This window comes from Desulfosporosinus cupriresistens (assembly GCF_001707885.1).
Lineage (GTDB): Bacteria > Bacillota > Desulfitobacteriia > Desulfitobacteriales > Desulfitobacteriaceae > Desulfosporosinus.
In genome coordinates this window covers 62,232-88,786 of the sequence record NZ_MASS01000002.1, presented here as the reverse complement: position 1 = coordinate 88,786, position 26,555 = coordinate 62,232, and the positions used below count along the sequence as shown (strand labels likewise).

Here is a 26,555-nt window from a genome sequence, read left to right as displayed (position 1 = left end):
AATAGCCCCTACCTAGAAATGAAGTGAGACCTATATCCCGGACACAACAAATAAGAGCCTTCCCATGGTAGAATAAATCTACTGAGGGAGGGCTTTTATAGACGAAGTTTAGAGAAAGCACCACTCAATAATAGTTCAGAACACAGGTTATATATGGCCTTACATCCGTAGTTTTCTTATACATAGAGCCTTTACGTGTAACTTATTATTTCTCATATGCCTTAATTAATAATTTGTCGCACAAACCAAGTCGATCAATTTTACTTTCTAAACCAGTAGATCGAGGCGTTAAGAGTTTCTTCATATAAAAAAACCGCCATAATTAGTATTTGAGACTATAAAGCCTCTTATATTAATCATGGAGGATATGGAAATAATCAACTTCAGTATGTTTATTTTATACATCTTTCTAGAAACTTTTCTATTGCTAGTTTGGCAACTTCGCCAAAGTCTTAAAAGACTCCTGTAAATCAACGTAAAGTTTTTTATATAGTTCATAATAATCTTCATACACTTTACGTGTTGAGAGATTTGGATTCTGAATGCTTTTCTTGACAACGAGATGGTCACAGGCGTTTTCTACAGAATCATAGATCCCTGCCCCTACTCCCGCTAGGATTGCCACACCTAAGGCAGGTCCTTCATCAGCTTTGATGGTACTTACAGGACAACCGTACATATCTGCAAGCATTTGTCTCCAGACTGAGCTTTTTCCACCGCCACCGCAAGCGATCATATCTTCAACGTTTACGCGCATTTCTTTGAAAACGTCAACGCATTCGCGTTGGGAAAAAGCAACACCCTCCATCACTGAACGAATCATGTTAGCTCGGCTATGTGAAGCTGACAATCCGAAGAATACCCCTCTACAATAAGGGTCTGGATGCGGAGAGCGTTCACCCATCAAGTAAGGCAAATAAATAAGTCCACCTGCGCCAGGCATCACTTTTTCAGCAAGCCTATCCATGACAACATAAGGGTCAACACCTAACTTTTCAGCCTCAATCATTTCCTCTGAGCAACAGGTGTCTCTTAACCATTTTAGCGATAAGCCGGCACCTAAGGTGCAGCTCATGACCGTCCATTTTCCTGGTACTGCACTGCATAGTGTATGCACCCTTCCTTTAAGGTCAATGGATACATCATCCGAAATTGCATAGATTACACCGGAAGTGCCAATCGTAGTAAAGGCACTGCCGGCCCTGACAACCCCTGTGCCCACGGCAGCTGCTGAGTTATCAGCTGCGCCGCCCACAACAATTGTGCCCGCACGAAGCCCAGTCAGTTCAGCTGCCCTCCTGTGAATCTTGCCGGTGACGTCCGGTGATTCATATATTTTCCCTAACATAGACTTATCAATATTAAATTTAGATAATATCTGATCTGACCATGCCCGTTTAGCTATGTTCATAAGCTGCATTCCTGAAGCATCTGACACTTCTGTAGCATATTCACCTGTAAGCATGTAGCGAATATAGTCCTTAGGCAACAAAATATGGGCACACTTCTCATAGACTTCGGGTTCATGGTTTTGGACCCAAAGGATTTTAGAAGCTGTAAAGCCAGTAAGAGCAGGATTTGCGGTAATTTCAATCAGCTTTTTTTCACCGATTATTGTATTCATTTGGTTACATTCATTGGCTGTGCGCTGATCACACCAAATAATTGACTTTCTTAAGACCATCCCGTCTTGATCGAGCATGACAAGTCCGTGCATCTGGCCCGAGAGACCTACCCCAGAAATTTCCGAGGCATCAATTCCACTCTTCGTGATCACATATTTGATACCATCACATGTGGCATTCCACCAATCAGCAGGGTCTTGCTCTGCCCAACCATTAGCTGGCTGATATAATGGGTATTCAATCGTTTTTGCCCAAATTGCGTTGCCTTCCAGATCAAATAATACGGTTTTTGTACCCGAAGTTCCTAAATCAACGCCAAGTAAATATTGCATCGCGCACCCCTCCTGGCTATTAATACACATTTTGATAGTAACCTAAGCAATGCTAATCAATTTTAATAACTGCTTTAACGACCTCTTCTTTATGGTTAATTACAAAGTCAAAGGCTTGAGCAACGTCATCGAAAGCAAATTCATGCGTAATAATTCCCGATATATCAATAATGCCCTTAGAAATAGCTTTTATCGCTTGGGGGTAAATATTTCTGTAACGGAATACTGATTTAATTTCTGCTTCCTTAGCCATAATTTTGGCAAAGTTAAATTCAATTATATCTTGGGGTGCCATACCGACAAGAACGATACACCCGCCATTTTTTACAAGATACGGAGTTTGAGCAATCGTTTTGGCAGAGCCTGCTGTCTCAATGACAATATCGACGCCTTCTTGGTTCGTTAGTTTGTCAATTTCCGCAAGAACATCCACTTCTGCGGCATTTATAACTGTCGTAGCGCCCAGTTTCTTGGCATATTCAAGCCTTTTAGGAATAACGTCAACTACCGTAATATCCGTGGCACCAAATGCTTTGCAGGCCAACAGCGTTACCAGACCGATAGTACCTGCTCCAAGGATCACGACGGAATCTCCTAACTTCACATTTCCTTGCTTTGCGGCATGCATGCCCACGGCTAAAGGTTCAACCAGCGCGCCTTCTTTGGTGGAAATCATATCGGGCAGCTTAAAGGCCATAGTTTCGGGAAAGGCGATATAGTTCATTAGACAACCGTGATAAGGTGGTGTTGCTAAAAACTCGACATCGGGACAAAGATTGTATCGGCCTGTCTTGCAAAATTCGCATTGCCCACAAGTACATCCCGGCTCTAAGGCAACCCTATCTCCGACCTTTAGTTTTTCAACGCTTGATCCAACGGCTACTATTGTGCCTGCACATTCATGACCCAAGATAAAATCACCATTGACAATGAAATCGCCTATTTTTCCATGTTCCAAGTAATGTACGTCAGAGCCACAGATACCTACATATTCAAGTTTTACAAGAACTTGTTTTTCTTTCGGTACAGGGACTCCAATTTCCCTGATTTCCAATTCATTGAGACCAGTCATGTATGCTGCTCTATTTTTCATGGGGTATTCCCTCCTCGGTTTAATTAGTTAAAAAAGGTACAAGCTTATAAAAATAATGCCGCCCTTTGTCAACAGGACATTCATCCCTGAGGGAGAATGTCCTGCGACTCCAGAAAGCCATACTTGATTATTTAATTGTTCCCGATTTCTTGAGAATTTCAATGTATTGATCCACATTATCCTTGTTAACGAGCGGATTACCGATGTCAGTATTAATTTCTTTTTCTGCACCAGTTAAGAGTTTGTTACTGGAATCGAGTAATTTTTCTGCCAGTTCATTGGCATTTTGTAAACAGGTCGATGTCATTCTACCGTCTTTAATAAGAAGCATTGCTTCAGCGGTTCCATCAACACCATAGGCAAGCATATGAGCATATTTCGGATTGTCTTTTACTACTTCAAGGGCACCAGCAGCCATGTTGTCATTCATGGAAATAACAGCGTCAATCTTATCGTTGGCTTGAACCCAGTCTTCCATGAGCTTCATAGCTTCATCTTTGTTCCAGTTAGCAATTTGCTCACCGACAATTTTAACATCAGGACGTTTATCAAAGAACTCTTTTTGCCAGCTCTTACGTCGTTCATCAGCATGGAAGTTACCTGAAGGTCCTTGTAAGACAACAACCTTAGCATTCTGTGGAACTTGGGTTAGAGCTGCACGAGCATTAACCGCTGCTTGCTCGTAAGGTTGAGCATCAACTGAAGAGGCACCTTTGATACCAGAAATACGTGCGTTTGTTGTGATGGCAAAGATTCCAGCATTAACAACCTTTTCTACGTAAGGTCTTTGGGATTCGCCACTATTTGGTTGCACAATAACTAAATCATATTTATTAGTGATAGCGTTTTCGATCATTGAGTTTTCTTTATCATCATTAGCTTGACCATCGAAAACTTCGAGTTTAATATTGGGATATTTTTTAGCTTCCTCTTTGACGGAATTAGCGAGCCAAGCCGCAAATGAATCAGATTGGGCACGGGCAATATAGGCAACCTTATATGTTTTCTGGCTGCTATCCGTATTACTCTGAGCAGGTGTTGTCGGTTTTGTTGATGAACATCCAGCTAATAAAACGATTACTAGTAACATTGAAAAGACGCTTAATAGAGTTTTTTTCATTCTTTTCTCCATCCTTCTCTCTAGTTAATTTTTCTATTTTAAACAGTAAGGCTTTGTGATTTAGTTGTTGGTTGGTAGATGACTACCTTTCAACTTAAGTTTCTGTCTTTATAAGCCTTTTCTGATGTTTTATTTTTTATCCTCTAGTTTGCCTAACATACTGTTTGCTCTTCGGTTCCTTGTGTGAATATCGTAGATGACAGCAAGCGCAATAATTGTGCCACGAACTATTTGTTGCATATAGGAATCTACATTAGTCAAGTTCATAATATTGTCGAGAAATCCTACAATGAACGCACCGGCAAGCGTGCCGCCCACTGTACCAACCCCGCCGGAAAAACTCGTTCCACCAATAATTGCTGCTGTCAGAGCTGTAAATTCATAATTGACAGCACCATTGGGCAGTCCAGCATTGACACGGGACATAAATAGGACACCAGCAATTCCCACAAAAATACCATTGATAATAAATGCGGTATACTTAGTCTTATGGACGTTGATCCCTGAGGCAATTGATGCTTCTTCGTTACCTCCAACAGCATATAGGGAACGCCCAAAACGAGTATGATTTAACAAATACCAGGTGAGAATTGCGATAAATACAAGAAAAATAATTGGTATTGGAATCACACCGATCGATCCCTGTCCTAAATCTGTAAACTTTCCAAGCTGGAGGATATTCTGCCCTTTCGTGAATAGGAGCGCCACACCACGAGCTACTGTGAGCATTGCCAACGTAGCAATAAAAGGAGGTGCTTTAAACGTACTAATCATCATGGCATTGAGTAGATTACAGATAATCCCAGTCAGAATACCAACAGCGATTGCGATTAACAAAGACCCTGTCGCTTTATAAGCAGATACAGCAAAAACTCCTGAGAGTGCAAGGACGGACCCGGACGACAAATCCAGCATTCCGCTAATGATAAGCATCGTTGCACTGAGGGCCAGAATAGTGGTTACTGCCAACTGCCTAGAAATATTCGTTAAGTTATTAACCGATAAAAAGTTGGGATTTGCTAATGAACAGACTATAAATAGCGCTATTAGAATCAGATAAATGCTATATTTCTTTTTTGCGGTACTCCAAAAATTAGTTCCTATTTTCATATTAGTTCACCCCGTCAGATGTTAAAGTTCCAGTGGCATACTTCATAATAAGTTCTTGAGAAAAATCTTCTCGACTTATCTCCCCTGTAATAGTCCCTTTGGCCATGACATAAATTCGGTCACACATACCAATTACTTCAGGAAGTTCAGAGGAGACGATGATCACAACTTTACCATCTTTGGCCAGATCCGTCATGAGCTTATAAATTTCAAATTTGGCACCGACATCAATACCACGTGTCGGTTCATCCAAAATTAGAATATCTGGATTTCTGATCATCCATTTGGCGAGAACGACCTTTTGTTGATTACCTCCGCTCAATGAGGCGATCGGTGTATCAATCGTTGGTGTTTTAATTCTCATTTTAGTAAGAATATCGGAGACAATTTTCTTCTCAACTTTTTTATGGTTCCTAAAACCATAAAAAACACTTTTCAAGTAGGATAAGGTTGTGTTTTCCTTAACGGAGCGCATCGGAATTATTCCGTATCTTCTTCTATCCTCTGAAAGCATTACCATACCATTATCAATGCTCTGTCGCACGTTTGTAATGGTAACTTCCTTACCTTTAATTTTCACTACACCTGATGTTTTACCGTCCAGACCATATAGAGAACGCATAACTTCAGTTCGTCCAGCACCCATTAGCCCTGCGAATCCCAGAATTTCGCCTTTTCTAACATGGAAACTGACGTCATGAAACACGTTACCGCAATTCATGTTTTCAACCTGAAGCATATCTTCTCCGATCTTAACGTGTTCCTTAGGATATGTAGTCGTAAGTTTCCGACCGACCATCAGAGCAATCACCGTTTCAATGTCTAACTCTTCCTTCGGATGACTCTCAACAACCGTACCATCTCTTAACACTGTTATTTCATCAGCTATCTGGAAAACTTCATCTAATTTGTGGGAGATATAAATAATACTTACCCCTCTAGCTTTCAGCTCTCTTATTTTAACAAATAGTTTCTCTACTTCCTTCAGAGTGATCGCTGAGGTCGGCTCATCCATGATTATGATGTCTGAGTTGTAAGAAATCGCTTTAATGATTTCCAGCATTTGGATATCGGATATCGTCAAATCTTTGAGTGGTGTGGTAGGAGAATACGGTAAATTTTCAGCCCTTAAAAGCTCTGTTGTGCGTTGTCTTACCTCCTTCCAATTAACATTCCCAAACCTATTGACGGGGAGGTTGCCGAGAAAAAGATTCTCTTCAACGGTCATTTCTGGAACGTAACTCATCTCTTGAAAAATCATTGAAATCCCTAACGTTCTTGCTTGGATAGGGTTATTAATTTTTACAGGTTTTTCATCAATGAAAATCTGACCGCTATCTGGTTGATAAATTCCATTGATGATTTTCATTAATGTAGATTTTCCTGCCCCATTTTCCCCACACAACACATGAACGGAACCTTTTTTTACAGTGAAGTCAATTTTATCAAGAGCTTTAACACCTGGAAATGATTTCTCAATCTTCGCTACTCTTAACTTAATTTTATCTTTCATTTTCTTCCCCCATGAGATTTTTTGGTTTAATATGTCTCATGCTAATCCTAGAATCAGTTTAGAACCTCACCTTTAGAGACTTCACATATTTGTTAACATTTAACCAATTTCTAGCAATTTTATAAATCAAGGTGATTTATGTAACCACTTTTGTAAATTAGTTTTAATAAGATTATAACGTTTTTTTAACTTAAGTCAACAAGATATAAAATAAAAAAATATATATTCAGAATTTACCTTTAATTGAGAATTGTGAAGCATCGTTCACTTACTCAACTTCGCGGGGTTTTTATGTGACGAGATGTCAAGCTCTTCTTTAGCATTGAAAAGATGAGCTGTAAATGTTGGTAAGTTGGACATGAAAAAATCATCCTTGCTAATTACAAAAATCAATTAAGTAAGGATGACATCATCATGGTAAAATTTTGCCAGGTTTCAAATTACACATTATTAATGAAACTTTCAACATGTTGTAGAGCAGCACCAACAGCAGTTGCCTCTAGCTTATACTTACAGACATGCAGATAGCTTCCATCAACTTCAAACGAATTTTTTCTTGATACTAATTCTCTTAAATACTCCAGGTATTCGTCCATGTACGCTCCAGCATATCCTCCTAGGATAACATTACAGTCATAAAGCATTCTCAAATTATTAATTATGACTATTAAATGAGTAAGATATTCATCCCAAAGAGCCTTCTGTGGTCCACTTTCTAGTCTTAAGAGCCTAAAGAACTCAGCTATATTTCCGTTGGTACTATCGGATAAAATCTTAGCTGAGCAGTAAGCATCAACACAACCTTTTTGTCCGCAGTAACAAGTACGACCATCTCTGACAATTGTCATATGTCCAAATTCACCACTACGTTGATTTTGTCCAGAATAGATATTTTTACCGATAATAATCGATCCACCAACACTATTATTAAGCGAGAGATATACGACATTCTGGATATTATCTTCGTCCCATAATTCTGCAAATCCTGCGGCATTTGCATCGTTACTCAAGATGCATGGATAGGGGATAAACTCTGAGAAAGCCTTGACGTTTCCCTCTTGGAAATCAATCACTGTAGCATAATTAACGATTTGTTTATCTTTTGATAATATGGCAGGCAAAGCGATGCCAACTCCCAATATTCTCGAACTATCTATTTTGCATTCCTCAATAAATAGTTTAACTAAATTGCCAACACCTGCAAAATAGGTTTTGGAGTTCACAAAAGGATACTGCTTTCGTACATTATTCAGCAGTTTACCGCTCAAATCAATCAATACAATCCCGACATGATTACGCGTAATGTCTAATCCAATAGCATACTTAAGGCAATTATAGGTAATCGCCTTAGCTTTTCTGCCTCCGGTAGATTCAAATAAACCTGTTTCAATGATTAAATCTCTTTCTTGTAATTCTTTAAGATTTTGAGTAACGGTAGGTAAACTCATATTTAAAGTCTGAGCTATTTCTTGAATAGAAATAGGGTCATGCTTATATAAAAATCTATAGATAGCATTGCGATTAATTTTTCTCACTTCGATGCTATTCACTCTACTCGTTGCCACTTATCTAATCACCACTTTCATAAATGTCTTTTCATAATGTCATTTATATTATTCTATTTCAGTGGATTTTGCAATATTTATCCAACTCTAATACAATTCCACATTTTTCAGGGAATTCCTTCCGGATTTAACAAGCTAGCTGCCAGAGCCTCGACACGAAAAACGCCTTTCTTTGGGATTCTACTCACAAAAAGTAAAAATTTCTCCTACTGAGCCTGTTGGCAGTGGGAGAAATTCCATAAAACCGAGAGCTGTGTTTATTAGATTTGGCTTCCTAAAGCACTCCTTTAAATTACCTTAGCTACATTACTCATTACTCTAAATTTATCAGCAAGTAAGGCAATAAATTCAGAGTTTGTTGGCTTCTGCCGCTCAATATTCATTGAATAGCCAAAAATCCTTTTTAAGGTATCTGTTTGTCCACGCTCCCATGCTAACTCTATCGCATGCCGTATTCCCCGTTCTACCCTACTAGGTGCCGTTTGATACTTTTTCGCAATACCTGGATATAGTTCCTTGGTTACAGCTCCTAACAATGAGACATCCTCTACAACCATCGAAATGGCGTCTCGAATATATTGGTATCCTTTGACATGAGCAGGAATCCCTATTTGATGCATGATCGCAGTCACCTCGGAGACCAAACTATGCTCGCTCCTTACTGTTGTCACGATTGGAGTAGCTGGAGCGGAAAACTGAGACGGTTGATCTGATGGAATATTCTGAACCAAGGAGCGTATACGGTTGCACAAAATATCCATGTCGAAGGGTTTTAAAATAAAGTAGTCAACACCAAGCATCATCGCTTGATGAGTTAGGAATTCCTGTCCAAAAGCCGTTTGCATAATAATTTTGGGCCGCGTCATGGAAGTTTGAGAATTAATGCGTTCTAATACACCTAAGCCATCCAAATGAGGCATCACTAAGTCTAGAATTATCAAATCTGGTTGCTGAGTTTGAATATACTCCCAGGCTTCTAAACCATTGTTAGCCACACCAACTATGTTGAGATCTTCCTGACCTTGAAGATAATTCTGTAACAATTGACAAAAATTACGGTTATCATCCGCGATCATAATTTTTACTTTCTTACCCATTCAGCAAACATCCCGCCTTAATAGTATTCCGGATCAACTTTTTTCTTGTAGACTATTGCCACGCCGGTTTTGTCATTATACGATATGTCCTATGTCGAAATCGTAATAATTTCGGTAGCTCGGGAAAAAAGTGGAAAAGACTGATGAACTAAGGGTTTTAGGCTATTAATCCAAATTTTTACATGCACTTGTACTCGAAATAATGTTGAAAGGCTAAGGAATTTGAGAATTACTGAGGAATAACGCTAAGTTTTATCGATAATTTATCTCTTAAACGGAGTGTAATTCATTATCCAACATCCGCCTCTGAGTCTTGATCGGAAAATTGACTATAATAGAGATCTGCATAGAAGCCAGCCTTAGCGAGCAGATCTTGATGATTCCCCATTTCAATAATTCTTCCTTTATTCATCACCAAGATAAGTTCTGAATCGCGGATAGTAGACAACCTGTGGGCAATGACAAAATTAGTTCTGTCTTTCATTAAGTTGGCCATAGCCTTTTGAATTAAGACCTCTGTTCTTGTATCAACACTGCTGGTTGCTTCGTCAAGAATCAAAATAATCGGGTCGGCCAGAATAGCTCGGGCTATGGTAAGCAACTGTTTTTGCCCCTGAGAAATATTTGTTCCCTCTTCGTTGAGCACTGTATTGTAGCCATCAGGCAACGTTCTGATAAAATGATCTGCATGGGCTGCCTTGGCTGCCTGTACTATTTCATCCATCGTTGCTCCTTGTTTACCATAGGCTATATTATCTTTAATGGTTCCGTTAAACAGCCAAGTGTCCTGCAATACCATACCAAACATTTGCCTCAGTTCGCTGCGTTTTATATCTCTTATGTCTACCCCGTCAATCCTTATTATGCCCGCATTGATTTCGTAGAATCGCATCAGAAGATTTACTAGGGTGGTTTTACCCGCCCCGGTCGGACCTACAATGGCTACGGTGTGCCCCGGCTCTACATTAAGGTTCATATCTTCAATCAGCGGTACATCCTCTTCATACCGGAAATCGACGTGTTCAAAACAAACCCGACCTTTCGAGAATTCGATGACTTGGGCATCGGACTTTTCAGGTATCTCTTCCTCTTCATCAAGAATCTCGAAAACTCGTTCCGCACAAGCTACAGTGGACTGAATGATGTTAGCAATATTGGCAGTTTGCGCAATGGGCATCGTAAAGGACCTTGAATATTGAATAAAAGCTAAAATATCACCTAACCCAAGAAGGTTCCGAATAATCCAGATTCCGCCCACAATACTGATTCCTACATAACCTAGATTGCTAATGAAATTCATAAGGGGGTACATAATACCTGAAATAAATTGAGCTTTCCAGCCAGCTGTGTTCAGCCTGTCATTAATTGATTCAAATATTTCAATGGAATCTTTCTCTCGGCCAAAGACCTTTACGATTTTATGCCCAGTATACATCTCTTCTACATGACCGCTGAGTTGACCCAACTCTTTCTGCTGGGCCGCGAAGTATTTCTGCGATTTCTTGGCGATTGTGGCAGTTGAAATAATATATAACGGTAATGTTACAATGACTATGAGAGTGAGTACAGGGCTAATGGTTAACATCATAGCAATGTAGCCAATAATAGTGATTAATGAGGTAATAACTTGGGTTATGCTTTGTTGCAAAGTGGTTGCGATAGTATCGATATCATTGGTGACCCGGCTTAATATATCGCCATGGGGATGTTTATCAAAATATTTTAGGGGTAATTTGTTCAATTTTAAATCAATCTGCCGGCGCATATCCCGTACAGTTTTCTGTGCTACCCCCGACATCACCAGACCCATAATTAAACTAAATACGGCGCTAATAACATACATTCCAAAGAGAATTAGGACAATCATCCCAATGTAATGAAAATCATACTCTCCATTGGTTTCGCGAATAGCCCGAATTACCCCATTTATTTGATCCGGGGTCAGTTTTACATTCTCTTCCCCAGTTTGGGCATTACCCGGCATTTTCTTACCTAAGTCCATTATTTTCCGGACTATGTCAGCCTTTTGGTTAGGGTCTGTCACCGTACTTAGCTTAGGCAGCTGCATGAACTCTTGCACGGCTTTAAGAGCATCTGGGTCTGTAGGTACCTGTTGACTTAACCCTACTCCTGGAGTTGGCATTTGCCTCATTTGCACGTTGATTTGCTGAACAGCCTTAGTTTGAGCTTCTGACATTTGTTGAATCATCATCTTAGCCATATAGCCATCCTGTAGCTTATTCATTGCCTTGCTGGCCACTTTAGGCGCAGCTATGGTAAAGATCGTACTGGCAATTGCAAATACAACGACAACTATTAGATTAATTTTATGGGGACTTAAATATCTTAAGAGCCTTTTTAAACTTACTTTAAAGTTCTTAGCTTTTTGGACAGGTGCGCCAAAGCCACCGCCAAATCCTCCACCCGCAGGTCTTGGAGCAGGTTTTTGTGGCCTATCTTGCTCACTCATGCAATTTCCTCCTCCGACAACTGCGATGCTACAATCTCACGATATACCTCGCTGGTGACTAATAGTTCCTTATGAGTTCCCATTCCGGAAATCTGTCCTTTATCCAAAACAATAATATTGTCGGCATCCATAACTGTACCTACTCGTTGGGCAACAATAATAACCGTTGCTACTGCGATTTCCTTTTTTAGAGCTACTCTGAGTCGGGCATCTGTTTTGAAATCCAGAGCAGAGAAACTGTCATCAAAGATATATACTTCAGGTTTTCTGGCCAAGGCCCGAGCAATGGAAAGACGTTGTTTCTGTCCGCCCGATACATTGGTACCACCTTGAGTTATTTGGTGTTCAAAACCACCTTCAAAATTCGCGATAAATTCACTTGCTTGAGCAGTTTCCGCGGCATGCTTGATTTCTTCATCTGTGACCTGGTCGTTGCCAAATCTAATATTCTCACTAATCGTTCCAGAAAATAGCTGAGCTTTTTGCGGAACAAAACCAATTTTAGAGCGTAAGGTTTCCTGTGACATCTCCCGCACATCGACGCCATCAATCAAGATACTCCCACTATCCACATCATAAAATCTTGGAATTAAATTGATCAACGTTGATTTGCCAGAACCGGTACTGCCAATAATAGCGGTTACTTTCCCTGGCTGAGCCGAAAAGGATATGTTACGCAAGGCAGGTTCTTCGGCTCCATGATAAGAAAAGGTTACATCTTTGAATTCTAGGTTGCCTTTTTCTGTAAAGACGTCTTTTGTTTCAAATGGATCGGTAATTTCGGGGACAGTATCAAGGACTTCATTAATTCTTACTGCAGCGGCTTGGGCGCGAGGGACCATAATAAACATCAATGATAGCATCAGCATTGAAAACATAATCTGCATAGCATACTGGGTGAATGCTGCAAGTGCTCCCAAATCCATGTTGCCATCACTTATGCGGATTCCACCAAACCAGAGCACAGCCAAGGAAGTAAAGTTCATAACCAGCATAATGGAGGGCATCATGAATGCCATGATCTTATTGACTTTAATATAATTATCTGTCAGGTCAACATTAGCCTCGTTAAAGCGTTTCATTTCCAGTTCCACGGTATTAAAAGCACGAATGACTCGAATCCCTGTGAGCTTTTCGCGGAGTACAAGGTTCATTTTATCAATTTTAACTTGAACTAATCGAAAAAGTGGGATCATCCTTGAGGCAATTAAGGCAATAACTGCAGCCAAAATAGGTATGGCAACCGCAAGCACCCAGGTCAGCTCTTTGTCTTCCTGTAAGGCCATAACGATCCCTCCAATTGCCATCATCGGAGCACTAACCATCATTCGTAAGATCATCACTGCCACCATTTGAACCTGGTTGATGTCATTAGTTGTTCTGGTTATTAGTGTTGAAGTACCTAATTTATCAAATTCGTGCAGGGAATAGCTTTCAACGATTCGAAATACCTTACTTCGTAAAATTGTACCTAAGCCCACAGCAGATCTCGATGACAAATAACTGGCTAAAATGGAACACAGCGCTCCTCCACCAGCAACTAAAAGCATAAAACCTCCAATGTTTAGAATCTTGCTGGTGTCGCCTTGCATAACTCCGTCATTTATAATATCTGACATCAATGTAGGAAGATAAAGATCTCCCAACGTTTGTAGAAATATTAAAACTAAAGCACCTGCTATCATTGCTGAGTATGGTTTTAAAAACTTAAACAGTTTCAGCACGCCAAAAACTCCCTTCTCTATTTATTATTTCCATTTCTCGATTTGCTATTACTTTACTAGATCTAACAATCAATTTGATCTCATGCTTAGGTTGATTATTGTTATTTTTTTTAAAACTTAAAAAGCCATTTGCTTTATAATGCAAATGACTTTTTAAGCAAATATTCATGTAGGAACTTCGAAATAATGATCCCACTATCGCTTACTCAGGTATTGATTATGTATTTTATTACAAATATTACAATAAACCACGCCAATGTAAAAAAAGTTTAATAAATTTTGACTTCAGTTATCAATATAAAAAGCCAGCAACAATTAAAACCTGTGCGAAAATATAAGTACTCATGATAAGTGTCTCATAATTTTTTAAAGGTGCATTGAAGTTATTATATGCAAGTACTGTATCAGAGACAATGAATAATAAGGAACCTATGAATGGCAATATAAATTGTAGTGTAAACCCGTTCCAAATACAGCATAAACTGGTGAAACTCATCATCAGGATGATACACATATAAATAACAACCGGAACGATCATTTTGTCCAGGTTTGGCCTAAGTATTCTCAGAAGCGCACAGCCATATACAATATATGGGATTAAAAACATTAAGAACCAGGTTGGAATAACTTCAAAATCTGGTATTGACTGTAGAAAAGCCAAGATGTAAAGCAGATGACCAACAAGAAATGAGAATAAACCAATTGCAAAGAATATTTTTTTTGATCCCCATAACAAAGAGACGTCACCAAGAAAACCGAAAAATAAAGCAGTTACAATAAACCAGTTAATAGGCTCTGCACTTGTCAAATAGAAAAGAATAATTAAGGGCACAAGCAAGGGTTTGGTCAGCACTTTAAGTGTTTCTTTTCTATTTCTGTCGGCATACAAGTTAATGATAAAATCTATGATAAAGACCATTACTATCAGAATTTGTGGAAACATACACACCTCCAGGTACTAATTTGGTATAGAATATTTGTCTAGGCAAATATGTATTACTTGTACAAGGCTTCCTTAACCTCAGGTAAATCCAGCATATCGAGTGTTTCAACCAGCGGTTTGCCTGTGTTTAAGTCATATCCCATGGCGTTAAAATAGTTTATCTTTCCTTTATCAAAATCATTTTTAATCATTGCGTTGGGACCTCTCTCTAAAGGCGGGATGCCCCTTGCCCTATCCGGCATCTTAAATTCCATAGGGTTTAGGCCTTCTCGAATATTGAATGAATGGCGAAGAGTTTTTATTCTGCGTGCTATGTGCAAGTATTCTTCAAAACCTAGGTTCCATCCTGTCATAGCGTTAGCCCATTCAATGATAGGTGGTGTAACTCCTTCGTCAAAAGCAAAAGCACAAAGTCCAAACCCGTTAATAAGATCCATAAAGCAGCTGGCATCTCTTAAACTATCACCCGGAGCTTCATCCGTGCACTTATTCTTCATAGGATGAAGGTTCTTGTCTGTTAACTTCTTACTCGGTGCTTGTCTATATAAACTGCAACAGTCCAGAGTACTGGTATGTCTACCCGGTGTTGGTTCTGCTTCATATCCAACCCCTAAACTCGTACCATCGGGATTGCGTGGGTCATGCATCGGTAATTCTTGTCCTCTCACATGCATAGCATATGCTTCTGAGCCTTTTCCAAAATGTTCGGATGCTAATTTAACGCCGTTCATAAGATATTTTCCAATTCCTTCTCCGTTGGCAATTTTTTCTACCAGTTTTACTACCGCCTCTTCATTACCCCAAGTTAACACCAAACCCTCCGTATCGGTGGAGTTGATTACCTTGTTTTCATAGGCTTCAAAAGCCCACGCAACAGTATCCGCACAGCTGATTGTATCAATACCAGCACGGTTCAACAGATCATTAATCTTGATTATACTGGGCATATCATTGCAAAGCAGCATGGTACCAAAACCACAAATCGTCTCGTACTCGGGCTTATGAGTTTCTGAAATAGGATAGGATCCTCCCTTAACAGCTACTTTTCCACCACAACAAAGTGGACAGTTGTAACATCCATACTTGTCTGTTTCGTATTTAGTTACCGAATCATTGGAAATTTCTTGGGTTAACCTACCTGGAAAATCGATATAACCGACACCTTTCCAATTTTTAACCGGCGAATCACCAGTGTTGGCTGAATAGGCTACTGTGCCGGATGTTCCCCATGTCTTCATAGCGTATTTTTCTATTTCTCCACTTATGGATGGCATCATTTCATTTTCACTTAAAAACCGTATAGCGCCCGATAATATTGGTATATTTGTCGCTTCATTTAAGATTTTATCTTTCAATGGATGTTTATAGATATAGAACTGCCGGGCAAAATCCTCGACCAATTTTGATATCGTCTGTTGGTCAAAGATATTGACGTTCTTGTTACCACCAAGACATACTGCTTTCAAGTTTTTAGAGCCCATTATAGCACCTAATCCGCTTCTTGCTGCCAGCCTTCCTTTATCAGTTACGACCCCGGAAATCCTTGACATTTTTTCACCGCCCGGTCCGATGCAAGCTGTTTTAAAGTGAGCGCCATACCTGTTCGTCAAGCAATCAATCGTATCATTGGAATCCTTTCCCCATAAATCAGTGGCATCTATGAGCGATTTCTTATCACCATCGATCAGTAAGTAAACAGGTTTTTCACTTTTACCCATGAAAAATATACCGTCATATCCAGCGGACTTAATTGCAGGAGCAAAATATCCTCCACAATTAGCGTCGCCCCAAGTATTTGTTAACGGACTTTTCCCCATAATCATCCAGCGCCCTGAGAAAAATGCACCAGAGCCTGTTAAGAGGCCGCTCATCATACCGAAAATATTTTCCTGACTCAAAGGATCTACCCCAGGCTGGAGTTTGTCAAAAATTATCTTTACGCCCAAACCATAACCTGTCAAAAACTTCTTGTAAAGGTTATCTTGTATTTCCTCTTCCTGTAGGTTTCCTGTCGTCAGGTCTACCCAGAGTATTTTTCCCATGTAGCCAAATGGCATCATTTTACCCCCTTCTAAATTTGCACTTTATATTAATCAATAATCGTAAAAACGACCACCCATTAAGGCCGTCTAGTTCACATCTTCGCTAAAAGTGGGGATGCTCTTTTATTTGAAAACTTATTAAACTAAAATTCTACATCTACACAACAATTCCTCTCAATATTACAGAAGTATTCCAATAAAAAGCAAAAAATGTCAAACCGTTCAAAAGAAACGATCTGACATTTCAAGATTGACTTGTTCTCTCCTAGCATATTAGCAACTACCACTGCAACTTCCGCAAGTTCCGCCACAACCTTCGGCATGGTCCACCTTTGGCTTGCGTATTTCAAAACCTCCGCCAGTCTTACATTCGATATAGTCAACAATGGTGCCCTCTAAAGTAGCAGCCAGTTCTATATCCGTGAGTATAGAAATGCCGTATTCTTCATCAACAATATCGTCCTCAGTTTTTGACTCCTCAAGAGTCAAGCCGAAATTCGGAATACCACAGCCTTCACTCACAAGATAAATCCGAAGAAATGCGTTTTCTTTATTCTTAACTTTTTGTATTTCTTTAACTTTTTGGGCTGCAAGTTCTGTTATTTTAACCATTAAGTTGTCACTCCTTTAAAATTAATATTCAGTCAATTTCTTAAGAGTTCTTCATAAGTTGCTAAATACCTCCAAATCGACATATAAAAACGTTGTCTTTTCAGCGTCACGCTTCCAGCCGCGGTTGTAGTTAAGTTGAGGAATTTCATCCCAATTTTTGTTTCCTAAACTGAATCCAAGAATATAAAATAGGCTCGATTGAAGCAAGGAGTATTAAAACAAAATAGGCAATAGCACTTCCTTTGCCCGGCAGAAATGCCAGAACACTCAGAACAAACCCCGTAATAAACCATACAATTCCACCATGGCGGTGAGACTTTGCCCATACAACCTCATTGGCAAGAGTCCAAGGGGTTTTAATACCTACAAAATAGTTCTGTTTAAATTTCGGCATCAAATTTCCAAGAACTATAAAGAGTATACCTATCATTAATTTAATGATGGTATCCACTTTAATAAAAGTAGCTCCCAGACTTATTGAGATAATCACCATATGCATGATAGCAAAAAACAAGACTAGAATTAGTCTTATGATAAAGTATTGTGGTTTAAATCGTTCATAATTTTCTTTTTTGGGATCAATTCTGGGTAAAACAGTTGCCATGATAGTGATTAAAATTCCGATTACCGGGATCATAAAAACCCATGGAAATTTGGGGTGCCAAGCATTAACCTGACCATATATATTCCAGTGCATCGGTATTTGCTCTGGTAGCCTATCAAACACAAAAACCGTAACAATCACCGGAAGCATGGCAATTGACCACATTAATCTCAACAGCAGCTTTTCATTTTTCATTTTGATCAACCCCTCTCAAATCAATTAACCAGGCCATAATTTCCTCAATTACTGATGTATTCAGCTCATAGAAAATGTATTTACCCTCTCGTCGATCCGATACAAGTCCACCATCTTTTAAAACGGAAAGGTGGTGGGATACCGTCGCTTGAGTCATCGAAAAGCTGGCAGCAATATCTCCCGCAGTCATATCACCATTTTTGAGCAGATTAAGGATTTCTCTTCGAGTTTTGTCTGACATTGCTTTGAGTGATTCATGAAACCCCATGCTCCCCCTCCTTTCATTTAGATGATCTTCTAAATGAAATTTTAGTACATCTGAGGCAAAAAGACAATAGACATTTAGAAGATATTCTAAATGTCTGTTTATATCAGTAATTATTAGGATCAACAAAGGAAATGTCTTGTTGAAGTATGCTAGAAATGGTATCCTTTTGAGTAGGTAAAACATATTGTAAGATTTGGTAGTGGGATATTGCGTAATGACCCTTGATTAGGATAATAGAAAGGGAGGAATTAAAGTGGAAAAACGCAAAGTCTATATGGACAAGATTGAGGCTAACCTAAAACAATATAATGCAAAATTGAGTCAGATGAAAGCTGAGATTTCTTTAGCCAAGGCAGATTTGAAATTAGAGTACCTTAATCAAATGGATAACCTGGAAAGAAAAAGAGATGAGTTCATGGTTAAATACGAACAACTCAAAGAAAACAGTGAACACAGCTGGGAAGATGTAAAAGAGGGAACCGAAAAATCGTGGAATGAGCTGAAAGATTCAATCGAGAAGGCAATTTCCCGATTCAAATAAGCTAGAAGTTATCCAATACAGCTTTCTAAAAAAACAGTATGGGGGTCTTTATTAGTGTTGCACTGATTTAGACTCCCATTGTTGTTTTAAGGAAAAAACCTCCAAGCTCCTTTGATGACCAAAAATATCCAAAAGGTCGAGGGGCTCATGCTTGGATCATCATCAGGATGTATTATTCAAGCAATTGATATTATTATTCGTAGCGTAAAGCATCGATGGGATCGAGTTTAGCGGCACGGTTAGCCGGGTAAAGACCAAATATAATACCAATACCCGAAGAAAAACAAAAGGCAAACAGAATCGTTCCGAATGATATAACGATGGGCATTTTTAATATCCAGGAAATAACTGCTCCTATCCCGATACCCAACAAACTGCCTATCCCCCCTCCCAGTGCGGCAATGGTAGCGGATTCCACCAAGAACTGAATTAGAATGTCGCTGCGCTGCGCTCCAATAGCCATCCGCAGTCCGATTTCTCGGGTACGTTCAGTCACAGAAACAAGCATAATATTCATGATACCGATACCACCAACCAGCAAAGCAATCCCTGCCAAAGCACCGAAAACCGACGTGATAATGGTAAGGATTGAACTGAACTGCTCCATCATCTGTTCATTGGTCTGAGCCTGATATCCTTTCTTCACCGCATGCCGCATCTCTAGAATACTAACGCTCTGAACAGTAGCAGCTTTTAATTGATCGCCTTTCTTTACACGCACTATAGCTTGTTGAATTTCCTGATCATCACTTATGTCCAGTAGTGTTTTGATTGGGATAAAGGTGTTAGACCTCTGTGCACCCAATAAAGACGCCACAGGTTTAGTCACCCCGCAGACCTGAAAAGCAAGGCTGTTGATACGCAAGGTTCTTCCAACTGCTTCATTACCGGGACCAAACAGATCATCCGCCACCGTTTGGTTGATTACCACTACCCTGCGGGCCATCTGGTTTTCCGCCTCGCTAAAAAACCTCCCTTGACTGAGCCCTGTTTGGTCCACTTTCAGATAATCGGAACTGGTCCCAATGAGTAGAGTAGTCTCTTTCTTGCGAATCGTCTCTATTGCTGCCAGATAGTTCAAATACTTGACAGGAACCACAAAATCAACGCTGTCCATGGAACTTTTGAGAAGTTTACAGTCTTCCAAAGTCAACTTGCCTTTTTGCCCGTTGTCATTAGCTTCCGGTACCAAGGTAAAACTGTTAGCCCCCATTCCTTCTACTGCCTGGGCTACTTGTTTATTCAGGCTTTGCCCTAGGGTGACGATGACAATGACCGCCATCACCCCAATGATCATACCCAACATTGTCAGAACGGAACGCAGCTTATTCACCCAGATTCCTTCCAAAGCTCCCGCGATCATTTCGGTAAACTTCATGCTAGGCCTCCTTGCTCCAACCACTCCTCCAACAAACGCCGTGCGTCTAACGGCTGATCCACTTTTTCACTATTTACTATGCGCCCATCCCTAAAATGGACAATTTGTTGAGCATGACGGGCAATTTCCGGCTCGTGCGTTACCAAAATGATGGTGCTGCCCTGACGATGCAGCTCTTGAAATAAAGACATGATTTCATAGCTGGAAGCACTGTCCAGATTGCCGGTCGGCTCATCTGCCAGCAGTAGGCTAGGGTTGTTGATCATCGCCCGAGCAATAGCCACCCGCTGTTTCTGACCTCCAGACAGCTCGTTGGGACGGTGACCGGCATGGCTAATCAACCCGACCCGTTCCAGAGCCGCAGTTGCCAAAGCTTGTCGTTGTTTACTGCCCACCCCGGCATAAAAGAGCGGCAGCTCAACATTTCGCTGAGTGTTGAGCCGAGGCAGAAGATTAAAACTCTGGAAAACAAAACCGAGCTTGCCATTGCGCAAGATCGCTAGCTGGCGTTCATCCAAGCTCCGAGTATCCACCCCATCCAGCAGATAACTTCCTTCTGAAGGATAATCCAACAGTCCAAGGATATTCATCATTGTCGACTTTCCCGATCCAGATGGTCCCATCACCGCCAGAAAATCCCCATCATTGACGGTGATATTAACGTTTTTTAGAGCTTCTACCTTGACGGTACCCGTGTTATAGGTTTTGTATAAGTCTTTTATTACTATCATTTTATGCGGACCTTGCCTCCATCCTGGAGTTTACCAGGGTTGGTCACAACTTGGTCATCCTTGGCCACCCCTTCTTTGATCTCCATTGTGATGCCATCGCTGATCCCAGTCTTTACTTTGGTAAGCCTGGCCACTCCATCTTTAATGATAAAGACACTGTCCTCTTCATCATCCCTAACTACCAGCGCTTCAATGGGCACCACCAAGGCCTGGCTGTCTGCAGTCGTAATTTCCAAGTCGACATTATAACCGGGAAGCAGTCGAGTAGCGCCTTCTACACTCACAATAACAGGCAAAAAGGTATCCACATCCTGGTTTTTCTTTGTCTTTGTCACTACCTCCAGACCTACCTGAGTAACCTTTCCTTGGTACTTATCCCCCTGAAAAGCGTTGCCGCTGATCTCCGCCGCTTGTCCTACCTTAATCTTCCCGGCTTCACTTTCAGGCACATCTGTACGAATGCTAAGAGATGCGAGATTCCCGATTGTCAATAGCGGTGTATTCACGCTGATTTGATCACCTTGATTAACTGAAATGGATAAAACTTGTCCACCGCGAGGAGATAACAAGCCCTGCTGGGCCGTTTGCTTTTTCACTAATTCCAACTGCAGCCTAGCCGAGTCGACAGACGCCTGCAACGATTGCAGGTAAACCGGCGCTCCATCCTGAACCCGCTGCAAATCAGCCTGAGCCTTGTTATAAGCCGCCTCGCTACTATCGAAATCAACCTGAGCTTTTTCCAGTTCAGTCTGAGCCACTGCTCCATCCTTAAACAACGCCTGCTCGCGCTCCAAGTCATCCTTATCTTGTTTATAAGTACTTTCAGCTTGAGCAAACGCCGCCTGGGCAGAAACCTCTTCCGCAGTTAGTCCACCAGAACGCGCTTGATATAACTCCGATTCCGCAGAAGCCAGCTGTGACTTAGCTTCTGCCAACCTTTGATCTGCATTGGGAATATACAGATCCATTAAGACCTGACCGTCAGTCACTTTTTCTCCCATCTGCACGCGAATGTTTTTGACTGTCCCAGAGACTTCACTGAAAACAGTCTCGCGATCATTTGTCACAACATTACCTGATGCCGGCACCTTTTCTACCAGATGCTTCTCATTCACCCTTGATACCGACACCTGCTCTACATCTTTATTATTAATTCGGTAGATATTTAAACCAACTAGAACGGACACTAGCAAAATCGCCCCGGCAACCAATAATATTTTCTTAAATGAAGCAGACTGTCTGGGCCCTCGGCTGGGGATCAAATTAGATGCTAACTGCTCAGAGGCTACCTGCTCTGTCAATACTTTCACTCCTCTTAATCTCTGACAATGAGCTAAATCGTCTTCAACTCTGACAATAAATCTTTTCACTTAAACTCTAATCAAAGATGCCGACTCTTATTTTATACGACCGGAGTTTTTACCAGCAAGGCCATGACAACCACATAAATTAACCAAATCACTCCCAGAAATAAAGCCAGCCCCCGAGCTTTCTTTTGCATGGCGATAGATCCACCCATAATTAGCAGAATCAATCCCCAGATATTGAACAGTTCTATCTTGTCCATCAGACGATATAGAAGACTGGTAGAATCTGCGTTCCCCAAAACTATCGCCAGGCTGGTGCTGACCTGTAAAGCAGCTTTAAATCCCATGGTTTTGATCAGCACGGTAGAGATCACAGTTTTTATGACCGCAGGTATCCCGGCAAAGACAGCTACAGCATATAATTGTTTAAAACGAGCCTCACCAACACTGAACTGGTTAAAGAGAGCAAGAAGAGCGGCCATAACCAACCAGCTCAAAGGCAAAACGAGTATTGTCCCACCAATCGCTCCCGGCAGTACAAATTTCATCGCCAGATCAATCTGAGCTTGATTCGCCCCGCTGGTAACCATCGTCTGCTCGGTGAATACTTTAGTCTCGGACATGATTAAGAGCGTCAACGCTAAGTTAAGGACGATAATAATTAGACCTGGCCATAAAATCCGGGGCTCCTGGGCAATGTCAGCAAAAGCCTTACTCGGAGAAATAATGACCTTCCCAAATCTCTCTGCAAGTGACATTTTTGATTTTTCCATAAGAAACATCCCTCTCCAATATAGTAGTGTTCAAATTCCATATTTAAGCTGTTATTTCCAACCTTCTACTAAATAAGTTAACAGTGATCCCTATATAATGCGCAAAAATATTCATCGATCTTTGGATAGATGTGTTTTTGCGCAAATCATTTTAATTATTACTACTTTCTACATCTTCCTTTCATATCCTCCCAAGACTAGTAAAATAGTCCAAGATAAAACAAAGAAGCTAGACCATCTAAAGCGACAACCTAGCAAGAGAATAACTCTATCAACCTTTTTGATTAACCAATTTACTCTGACAACTCATTAATATATTTGGGCGAAACCCCTCCACCCCAATTTTCTGAGGGAACTCCAATCATGCAGCAGTTTATATCTCTTCCGTCAATGCCGAGGTAAGTATGTACAAAAAAATGACTCTTTCAATCAACTTCTTTTTCGTTTCAGTGCTTCTGCTGGGTACATTAAAACCTTTTCTATACCATAGGTTTTGCCTATTTCATAGGCACCCATCCGTATCTTCTTAGCACCTATTTTGTTGCTTGATATTCCATCACAACCGCCCTTTATAATTATTCCTTCATAATTACTGTCCAGGGCCTTGGTTAAATGCTAGGTATCATTTCAGGATTTACAGCACTTTTTATCGTAATAATAACATATGTTTCTGTTTCAAATCACTTAATTTCCGAATATCTTAACCACGCCTATACTTGCATAAAAAAATAATCTCTTTATTAAAATTAATAACTGGATTATAATTTATTCGCCGAAATTCACTTCAACTACTTTCAAAATTAAATCACTAATTAATTGCACGCAAAGAATTTTAGGCAGTAAAAGGAGGAGTTTGCAAGTGTTAGCGGAGTTTACAATTAATAATGACCCCTTGCGTCCTAGTATCTGTACTAATCTATGTTCAGTATGTTACCGAAATAATAAGCAGAAAAAAATTGGCTGCTGTACTTATGAGCCAGAATTTTGTCTTTTCGACTTAGTTTTTTTATTTCTCTATTACCCTGATCATTATGGGTTAATATTGAAAAACGGTCAGCTAATTAAAGGATATAACGGAATTATGCTAGAAATGAAGTCAGACTTAAACCAATGTCCTTTTGTAAGTGACATTGGTTGTGTCTTACCAAAGGATGCCCTGCCTCCTCTGTGCCGATTATTTATATGTCGCCAAGCAGCTATCTTTGGTCCCGCCATGATAGAAGAAAAATTTGATTTATACTTTTCAAGTAAGGAATATCAGTTAAACAATTTCTTAAATACTAAACTGATAGATGACCAGGATATCACTAACTCAAGACTACACAACTTTATAGCAGAAATTTCTCAGACTATAAACACAATGATATCAGGAATCAATAGAATTAACTTGCCGATAGAATCTTTCAAAAGAGAAATAAACATTGAGGATTTTGGATCACTCCTATAGTTTTGAACGCCTATGTCTAATAGGGATATCGTGTCACCCCAGGCAGAATTGCACGCTAAATTTTACGACTTTAACCGGGCCTCCATTGGTTTTACCATCCGTAGACTAAATCTCTAACCATAAAGAAACCAAAACAAATATTTTGATCTCTAGTTCTTGAACTCTAGCAATGTATAAATAGGGAAAACATTTCTAATAGCTTCTCCATTGCCCAATGTCCAACTAACAGTAATGTTTAAGTCATTGAACATTTTGCTATAGTCTTTTGTATTTAATCCACGCGCATCAAATACAACATATTTTGAAGACCTTGCGAAATCCTCTTTTCCAACATTGTTTTGTTTGTAATCACCGCTTATGCTGGATCTAACTCTGTCGTAATGATCAATACTATATAGTACATCCGAAATAGAAATCTCTCTACTTTTCATACTTTTAGAATTCAAAATGCCAACTTTTATCGTTAGCTTTTTAAAGTCCTCACGCCTCGCTTCGGCTGACTTGTTTACATGACCAATCATATTAAATTCTTCCTCAGAAATTGAACTAAGTACTACACTCTTCTGTAGTTTAGGAGTTTCGACAGAATTCAACAAACCAGAAGATAATAACACCACTGCAAAAACAAGAAAAAATAAAAGGCTTAGCCTATTTTTTAGCTTCCTCAAGAGTTCTTCCCCCCTTCTATATACTCACGCCATTATTTTTACCATACTTTACTCCTGCAAGGAGCTACGTGTCTTGTCCAAGATACGCTCTCATTATACATTCTACATATTTTGGATATATCCCTGTTGATTAATAGATCTCCCAAAATTAAAAAAACGAAACGACGATCCGATATTAATATAGTTCTTTCGAAAATTTGCAATAACTGCAGAGTGTTTCTTAAAATCCATACTGTCGTGAATCAATAAGGCGCGAATGAAGTGGAACCCGTCATTCTGACTTATAAGGTACTGATGCGTTTCTCAAGTACTAAAACTTTTTTGGTTAAACGTTGTTTAACTTCTCCAGTCTCTATAAAGCCCATCCTTATCCAAAATCCAAGCCCTTTTTCATTGCCAAATAAAACTCCTAAACGGATCTTATAAAATTGCTGATTAACAACCCATTCTTCCAAAACATTATATGCCTTATTTCCGATTCCTTTACCACGGCTGTTAGGCTCAAGTAGCATTAGACCTAAAGTCAACGTTTTTGGATTGGGATAACCTTTGATTAAATCAAATACGCCTACCATTTGCTCTTGTACATTGTATACGCCCAGTACAACTTTGTCCTGATCCTCAATTCCATCTGGCCTTGCCTTAAATAAATCTTGAGCTGCGCTCGGTTTTACTGGTGCCTCATCTTCAAATGTTAGATAATCATTAGATTTTTCCATCAATATTTGGAGTTGAGACAAACTGTCTATTGTAAGAATCTTTAATTTTATCTCCATCTATCAAACCTCTTTTTAGTATTTCATTACCTCGGGCACTAAAGCACAGATTAATTACTTCATATAATATCTTAACTTAATCAATCTCTAGCCCCATATGGATGGAATCCAAATACTGACCGCTAATTAAGAACTCCCGACTACTTGTTCCTTCTGTGTTAAAACCTGATTTTCTATATAGATTAATCGCATGATGATGGTCGCTGCGGACCCTTAAATTGATCTTCTTAATTATGTGCGACTCTCTCGCCCAGGTAATCAGGCAAGTTATTAATTCATTACCTACTCCTTTACCCCAATGCTCCTGTAAAACCGTGATCCCGAACTCTCCTGTATGCCTTATGCGTGGTCTTAAGCCTCCTCTAAATACCAATTGCCCTACCAGTTTACCATTTATGAATGCGCAAAGCATAAGCTGATTATCTGATTTAGTAATAGTACTAATAAGTACCGCCTCTTCGTCTTCGGAAACACCAAATTCTCCTTCACCGAACGTTAGATTATCTGTCTCTGTTCCGACCTTATTTATATAGTCTAAAATAATTGAGGCATCTTCTTCATATGCCTTACGAATATAAAGAACCTGTCCACTCCGTAGTTGACAATACTTCATCTCTTGCC

23 protein-coding genes are annotated in these 26,555 nt (G+C 39.9%); 2 read left to right on the top strand and 21 right to left on the bottom strand.

Annotation, left to right across the window (positions count from 1 at the left end):
• Positions 1–427: 427 nt before the first annotated feature.
• The 14 genes from xylB to DSBG_RS01290 form a co-directional block, all read right to left on the bottom strand.
• A complete protein-coding gene (gene xylB / locus DSBG_RS01360; RefSeq protein WP_068962437.1) occupies positions 428–1,957 on the bottom strand; it encodes a xylulokinase in 1,530 nt (509 codons plus the stop codon).
• Positions 1,958–2,009: 52 nt separating this feature from the next.
• Positions 2,010–3,050 (bottom strand): NAD(P)-dependent alcohol dehydrogenase, encoded by a 1,041-nt coding sequence (locus DSBG_RS01355; RefSeq protein WP_068962436.1) that lies wholly within the window; start codon positions 3,048–3,050, stop codon positions 2,010–2,012.
• Positions 3,051–3,177: 127 nt separating this feature from the next.
• Positions 3,178–4,170 carry a sugar ABC transporter substrate-binding protein gene (locus DSBG_RS01350; RefSeq protein ID WP_068962435.1) on the bottom strand — a complete coding sequence of 331 codons (993 nt, stop codon included), beginning with the start codon at positions 4,168–4,170 and terminating at the stop codon, positions 3,178–3,180.
• Positions 4,171–4,299: 129 nt separating this feature from the next.
• Entirely contained in the window at positions 4,300–5,280 is a 981-nt protein-coding gene (locus DSBG_RS01345; RefSeq protein ID WP_068962434.1) for an ABC transporter permease, read from the bottom strand.
• A 1-nt stretch (position 5,281) separates the two neighbouring features.
• Positions 5,282–6,793, bottom strand: coding sequence for a sugar ABC transporter ATP-binding protein (locus DSBG_RS01340; protein ID WP_068962433.1), 1,512 nt, complete (start codon positions 6,791–6,793; stop codon positions 5,282–5,284).
• A 440-nt stretch (positions 6,794–7,233) separates the two neighbouring features.
• Entirely contained in the window at positions 7,234–8,358 is a 1,125-nt protein-coding gene (locus tag DSBG_RS01335) for an ROK family transcriptional regulator (RefSeq protein WP_068962432.1), read from the bottom strand.
• A 287-nt stretch (positions 8,359–8,645) separates the two neighbouring features.
• Positions 8,646–9,455, bottom strand: coding sequence for a sporulation transcription factor Spo0A (spo0A, locus tag DSBG_RS01330; protein ID WP_068962431.1), 810 nt, complete (start codon positions 9,453–9,455; stop codon positions 8,646–8,648).
• A 289-nt stretch (positions 9,456–9,744) separates the two neighbouring features.
• On the bottom strand, positions 9,745–11,925 hold the full coding sequence (locus DSBG_RS01325) for an ABC transporter ATP-binding protein (protein ID WP_068962430.1): 2,181 nt from the start codon (positions 11,923–11,925) through the stop codon (positions 9,745–9,747).
• Positions 11,922–13,649 carry an ABC transporter ATP-binding protein gene (locus DSBG_RS01320; RefSeq protein ID WP_068962429.1) on the bottom strand — a complete coding sequence of 576 codons (1,728 nt, stop codon included), beginning with the start codon at positions 13,647–13,649 and terminating at the stop codon, positions 11,922–11,924. Before DSBG_RS01320 ends, DSBG_RS01325 begins: the two co-directional genes overlap by 4 nt.
• A gap of 292 nt (positions 13,650–13,941) precedes the next feature.
• Positions 13,942–14,592, bottom strand: a complete 651-nt coding sequence (locus DSBG_RS01310) for a lysoplasmalogenase (protein ID WP_068962427.1) — start codon at positions 14,590–14,592, stop codon at positions 13,942–13,944.
• Between the two features lie 53 nt (positions 14,593–14,645).
• The gene (locus tag DSBG_RS01305; protein WP_068962426.1) at positions 14,646–16,652 is read right to left on the bottom strand and encodes an aldehyde ferredoxin oxidoreductase family protein; all 2,007 of its coding nucleotides are present in this window, start codon (positions 16,650–16,652) and stop codon (positions 14,646–14,648) included.
• Between the two features lie 255 nt (positions 16,653–16,907).
• Entirely contained in the window at positions 16,908–17,246 is a 339-nt protein-coding gene (locus tag DSBG_RS01300) for a HesB/IscA family protein (protein WP_068962425.1), read from the bottom strand.
• Positions 17,247–17,391: 145 nt separating this feature from the next.
• The gene (locus tag DSBG_RS01295) at positions 17,392–18,045 is read right to left on the bottom strand and encodes an SdpI family protein (protein ID WP_068962424.1); all 654 of its coding nucleotides are present in this window, start codon (positions 18,043–18,045) and stop codon (positions 17,392–17,394) included.
• A complete protein-coding gene (locus DSBG_RS01290; protein WP_009612804.1) occupies positions 18,035–18,313 on the bottom strand; it encodes an autorepressor SdpR family transcription factor in 279 nt (92 codons plus the stop codon). The genes DSBG_RS01295 and DSBG_RS01290 overlap by 11 nt, the downstream gene beginning before the upstream one ends.
• A 253-nt stretch (positions 18,314–18,566) precedes the next feature.
• Between DSBG_RS01290 and DSBG_RS01285 the strand changes: the two genes are divergently transcribed.
• Complete coding sequence (locus DSBG_RS01285; protein WP_068962423.1) at positions 18,567–18,854, top strand: sll1863 family stress response protein; 288 nt, start codon at positions 18,567–18,569, stop codon at positions 18,852–18,854.
• Between the two features lie 193 nt (positions 18,855–19,047).
• Here the strand turns inward: DSBG_RS01285 and DSBG_RS01280 are convergent, their stop codons facing one another.
• The 4 genes from DSBG_RS01280 to DSBG_RS01265 form a co-directional block, all read right to left on the bottom strand.
• Complete coding sequence (locus DSBG_RS01280; RefSeq protein ID WP_068962422.1) at positions 19,048–20,232, bottom strand: ABC transporter permease; 1,185 nt, start codon at positions 20,230–20,232, stop codon at positions 19,048–19,050.
• Positions 20,229–20,963 carry an ABC transporter ATP-binding protein gene (locus tag DSBG_RS01275; RefSeq protein ID WP_068962421.1) on the bottom strand — a complete coding sequence of 245 codons (735 nt, stop codon included), beginning with the start codon at positions 20,961–20,963 and terminating at the stop codon, positions 20,229–20,231. The genes DSBG_RS01280 and DSBG_RS01275 overlap by 4 nt, the downstream gene beginning before the upstream one ends.
• Complete coding sequence (locus DSBG_RS01270; protein ID WP_068962420.1) at positions 20,960–22,264, bottom strand: efflux RND transporter periplasmic adaptor subunit; 1,305 nt, start codon at positions 22,262–22,264, stop codon at positions 20,960–20,962. The genes DSBG_RS01275 and DSBG_RS01270 overlap by 4 nt, the downstream gene beginning before the upstream one ends.
• Positions 22,265–22,365: 101 nt before the next feature.
• Positions 22,366–23,043, bottom strand: coding sequence for a Yip1 family protein (locus tag DSBG_RS01265; RefSeq protein WP_068962419.1), 678 nt, complete (start codon positions 23,041–23,043; stop codon positions 22,366–22,368).
• An 859-nt stretch (positions 23,044–23,902) separates the two neighbouring features.
• Here DSBG_RS01265 and DSBG_RS01260 point away from each other — a divergent pair.
• Positions 23,903–24,490, top strand: coding sequence for a hypothetical protein (locus DSBG_RS01260; protein WP_068962418.1), 588 nt, complete (start codon positions 23,903–23,905; stop codon positions 24,488–24,490).
• Between the two features lie 149 nt (positions 24,491–24,639).
• Here the strand turns inward: DSBG_RS01260 and DSBG_RS01255 are convergent, their stop codons facing one another.
• The 3 genes from DSBG_RS01255 to DSBG_RS01245 form a co-directional block, all read right to left on the bottom strand.
• The gene (locus DSBG_RS01255) at positions 24,640–25,158 is read right to left on the bottom strand and encodes a hypothetical protein (RefSeq protein ID WP_068962417.1); all 519 of its coding nucleotides are present in this window, start codon (positions 25,156–25,158) and stop codon (positions 24,640–24,642) included.
• Positions 25,159–25,439: 281 nt separating this feature from the next.
• Positions 25,440–25,934, bottom strand: a complete 495-nt coding sequence (locus tag DSBG_RS01250) for a GNAT family N-acetyltransferase (protein WP_068962416.1) — start codon at positions 25,932–25,934, stop codon at positions 25,440–25,442.
• A 76-nt stretch (positions 25,935–26,010) separates the two neighbouring features.
• Entirely contained in the window at positions 26,011–26,547 is a 537-nt protein-coding gene (locus tag DSBG_RS01245) for a GNAT family N-acetyltransferase (RefSeq protein WP_068962415.1), read from the bottom strand.
• Positions 26,548–26,555: the final 8 nt, after the last annotated feature.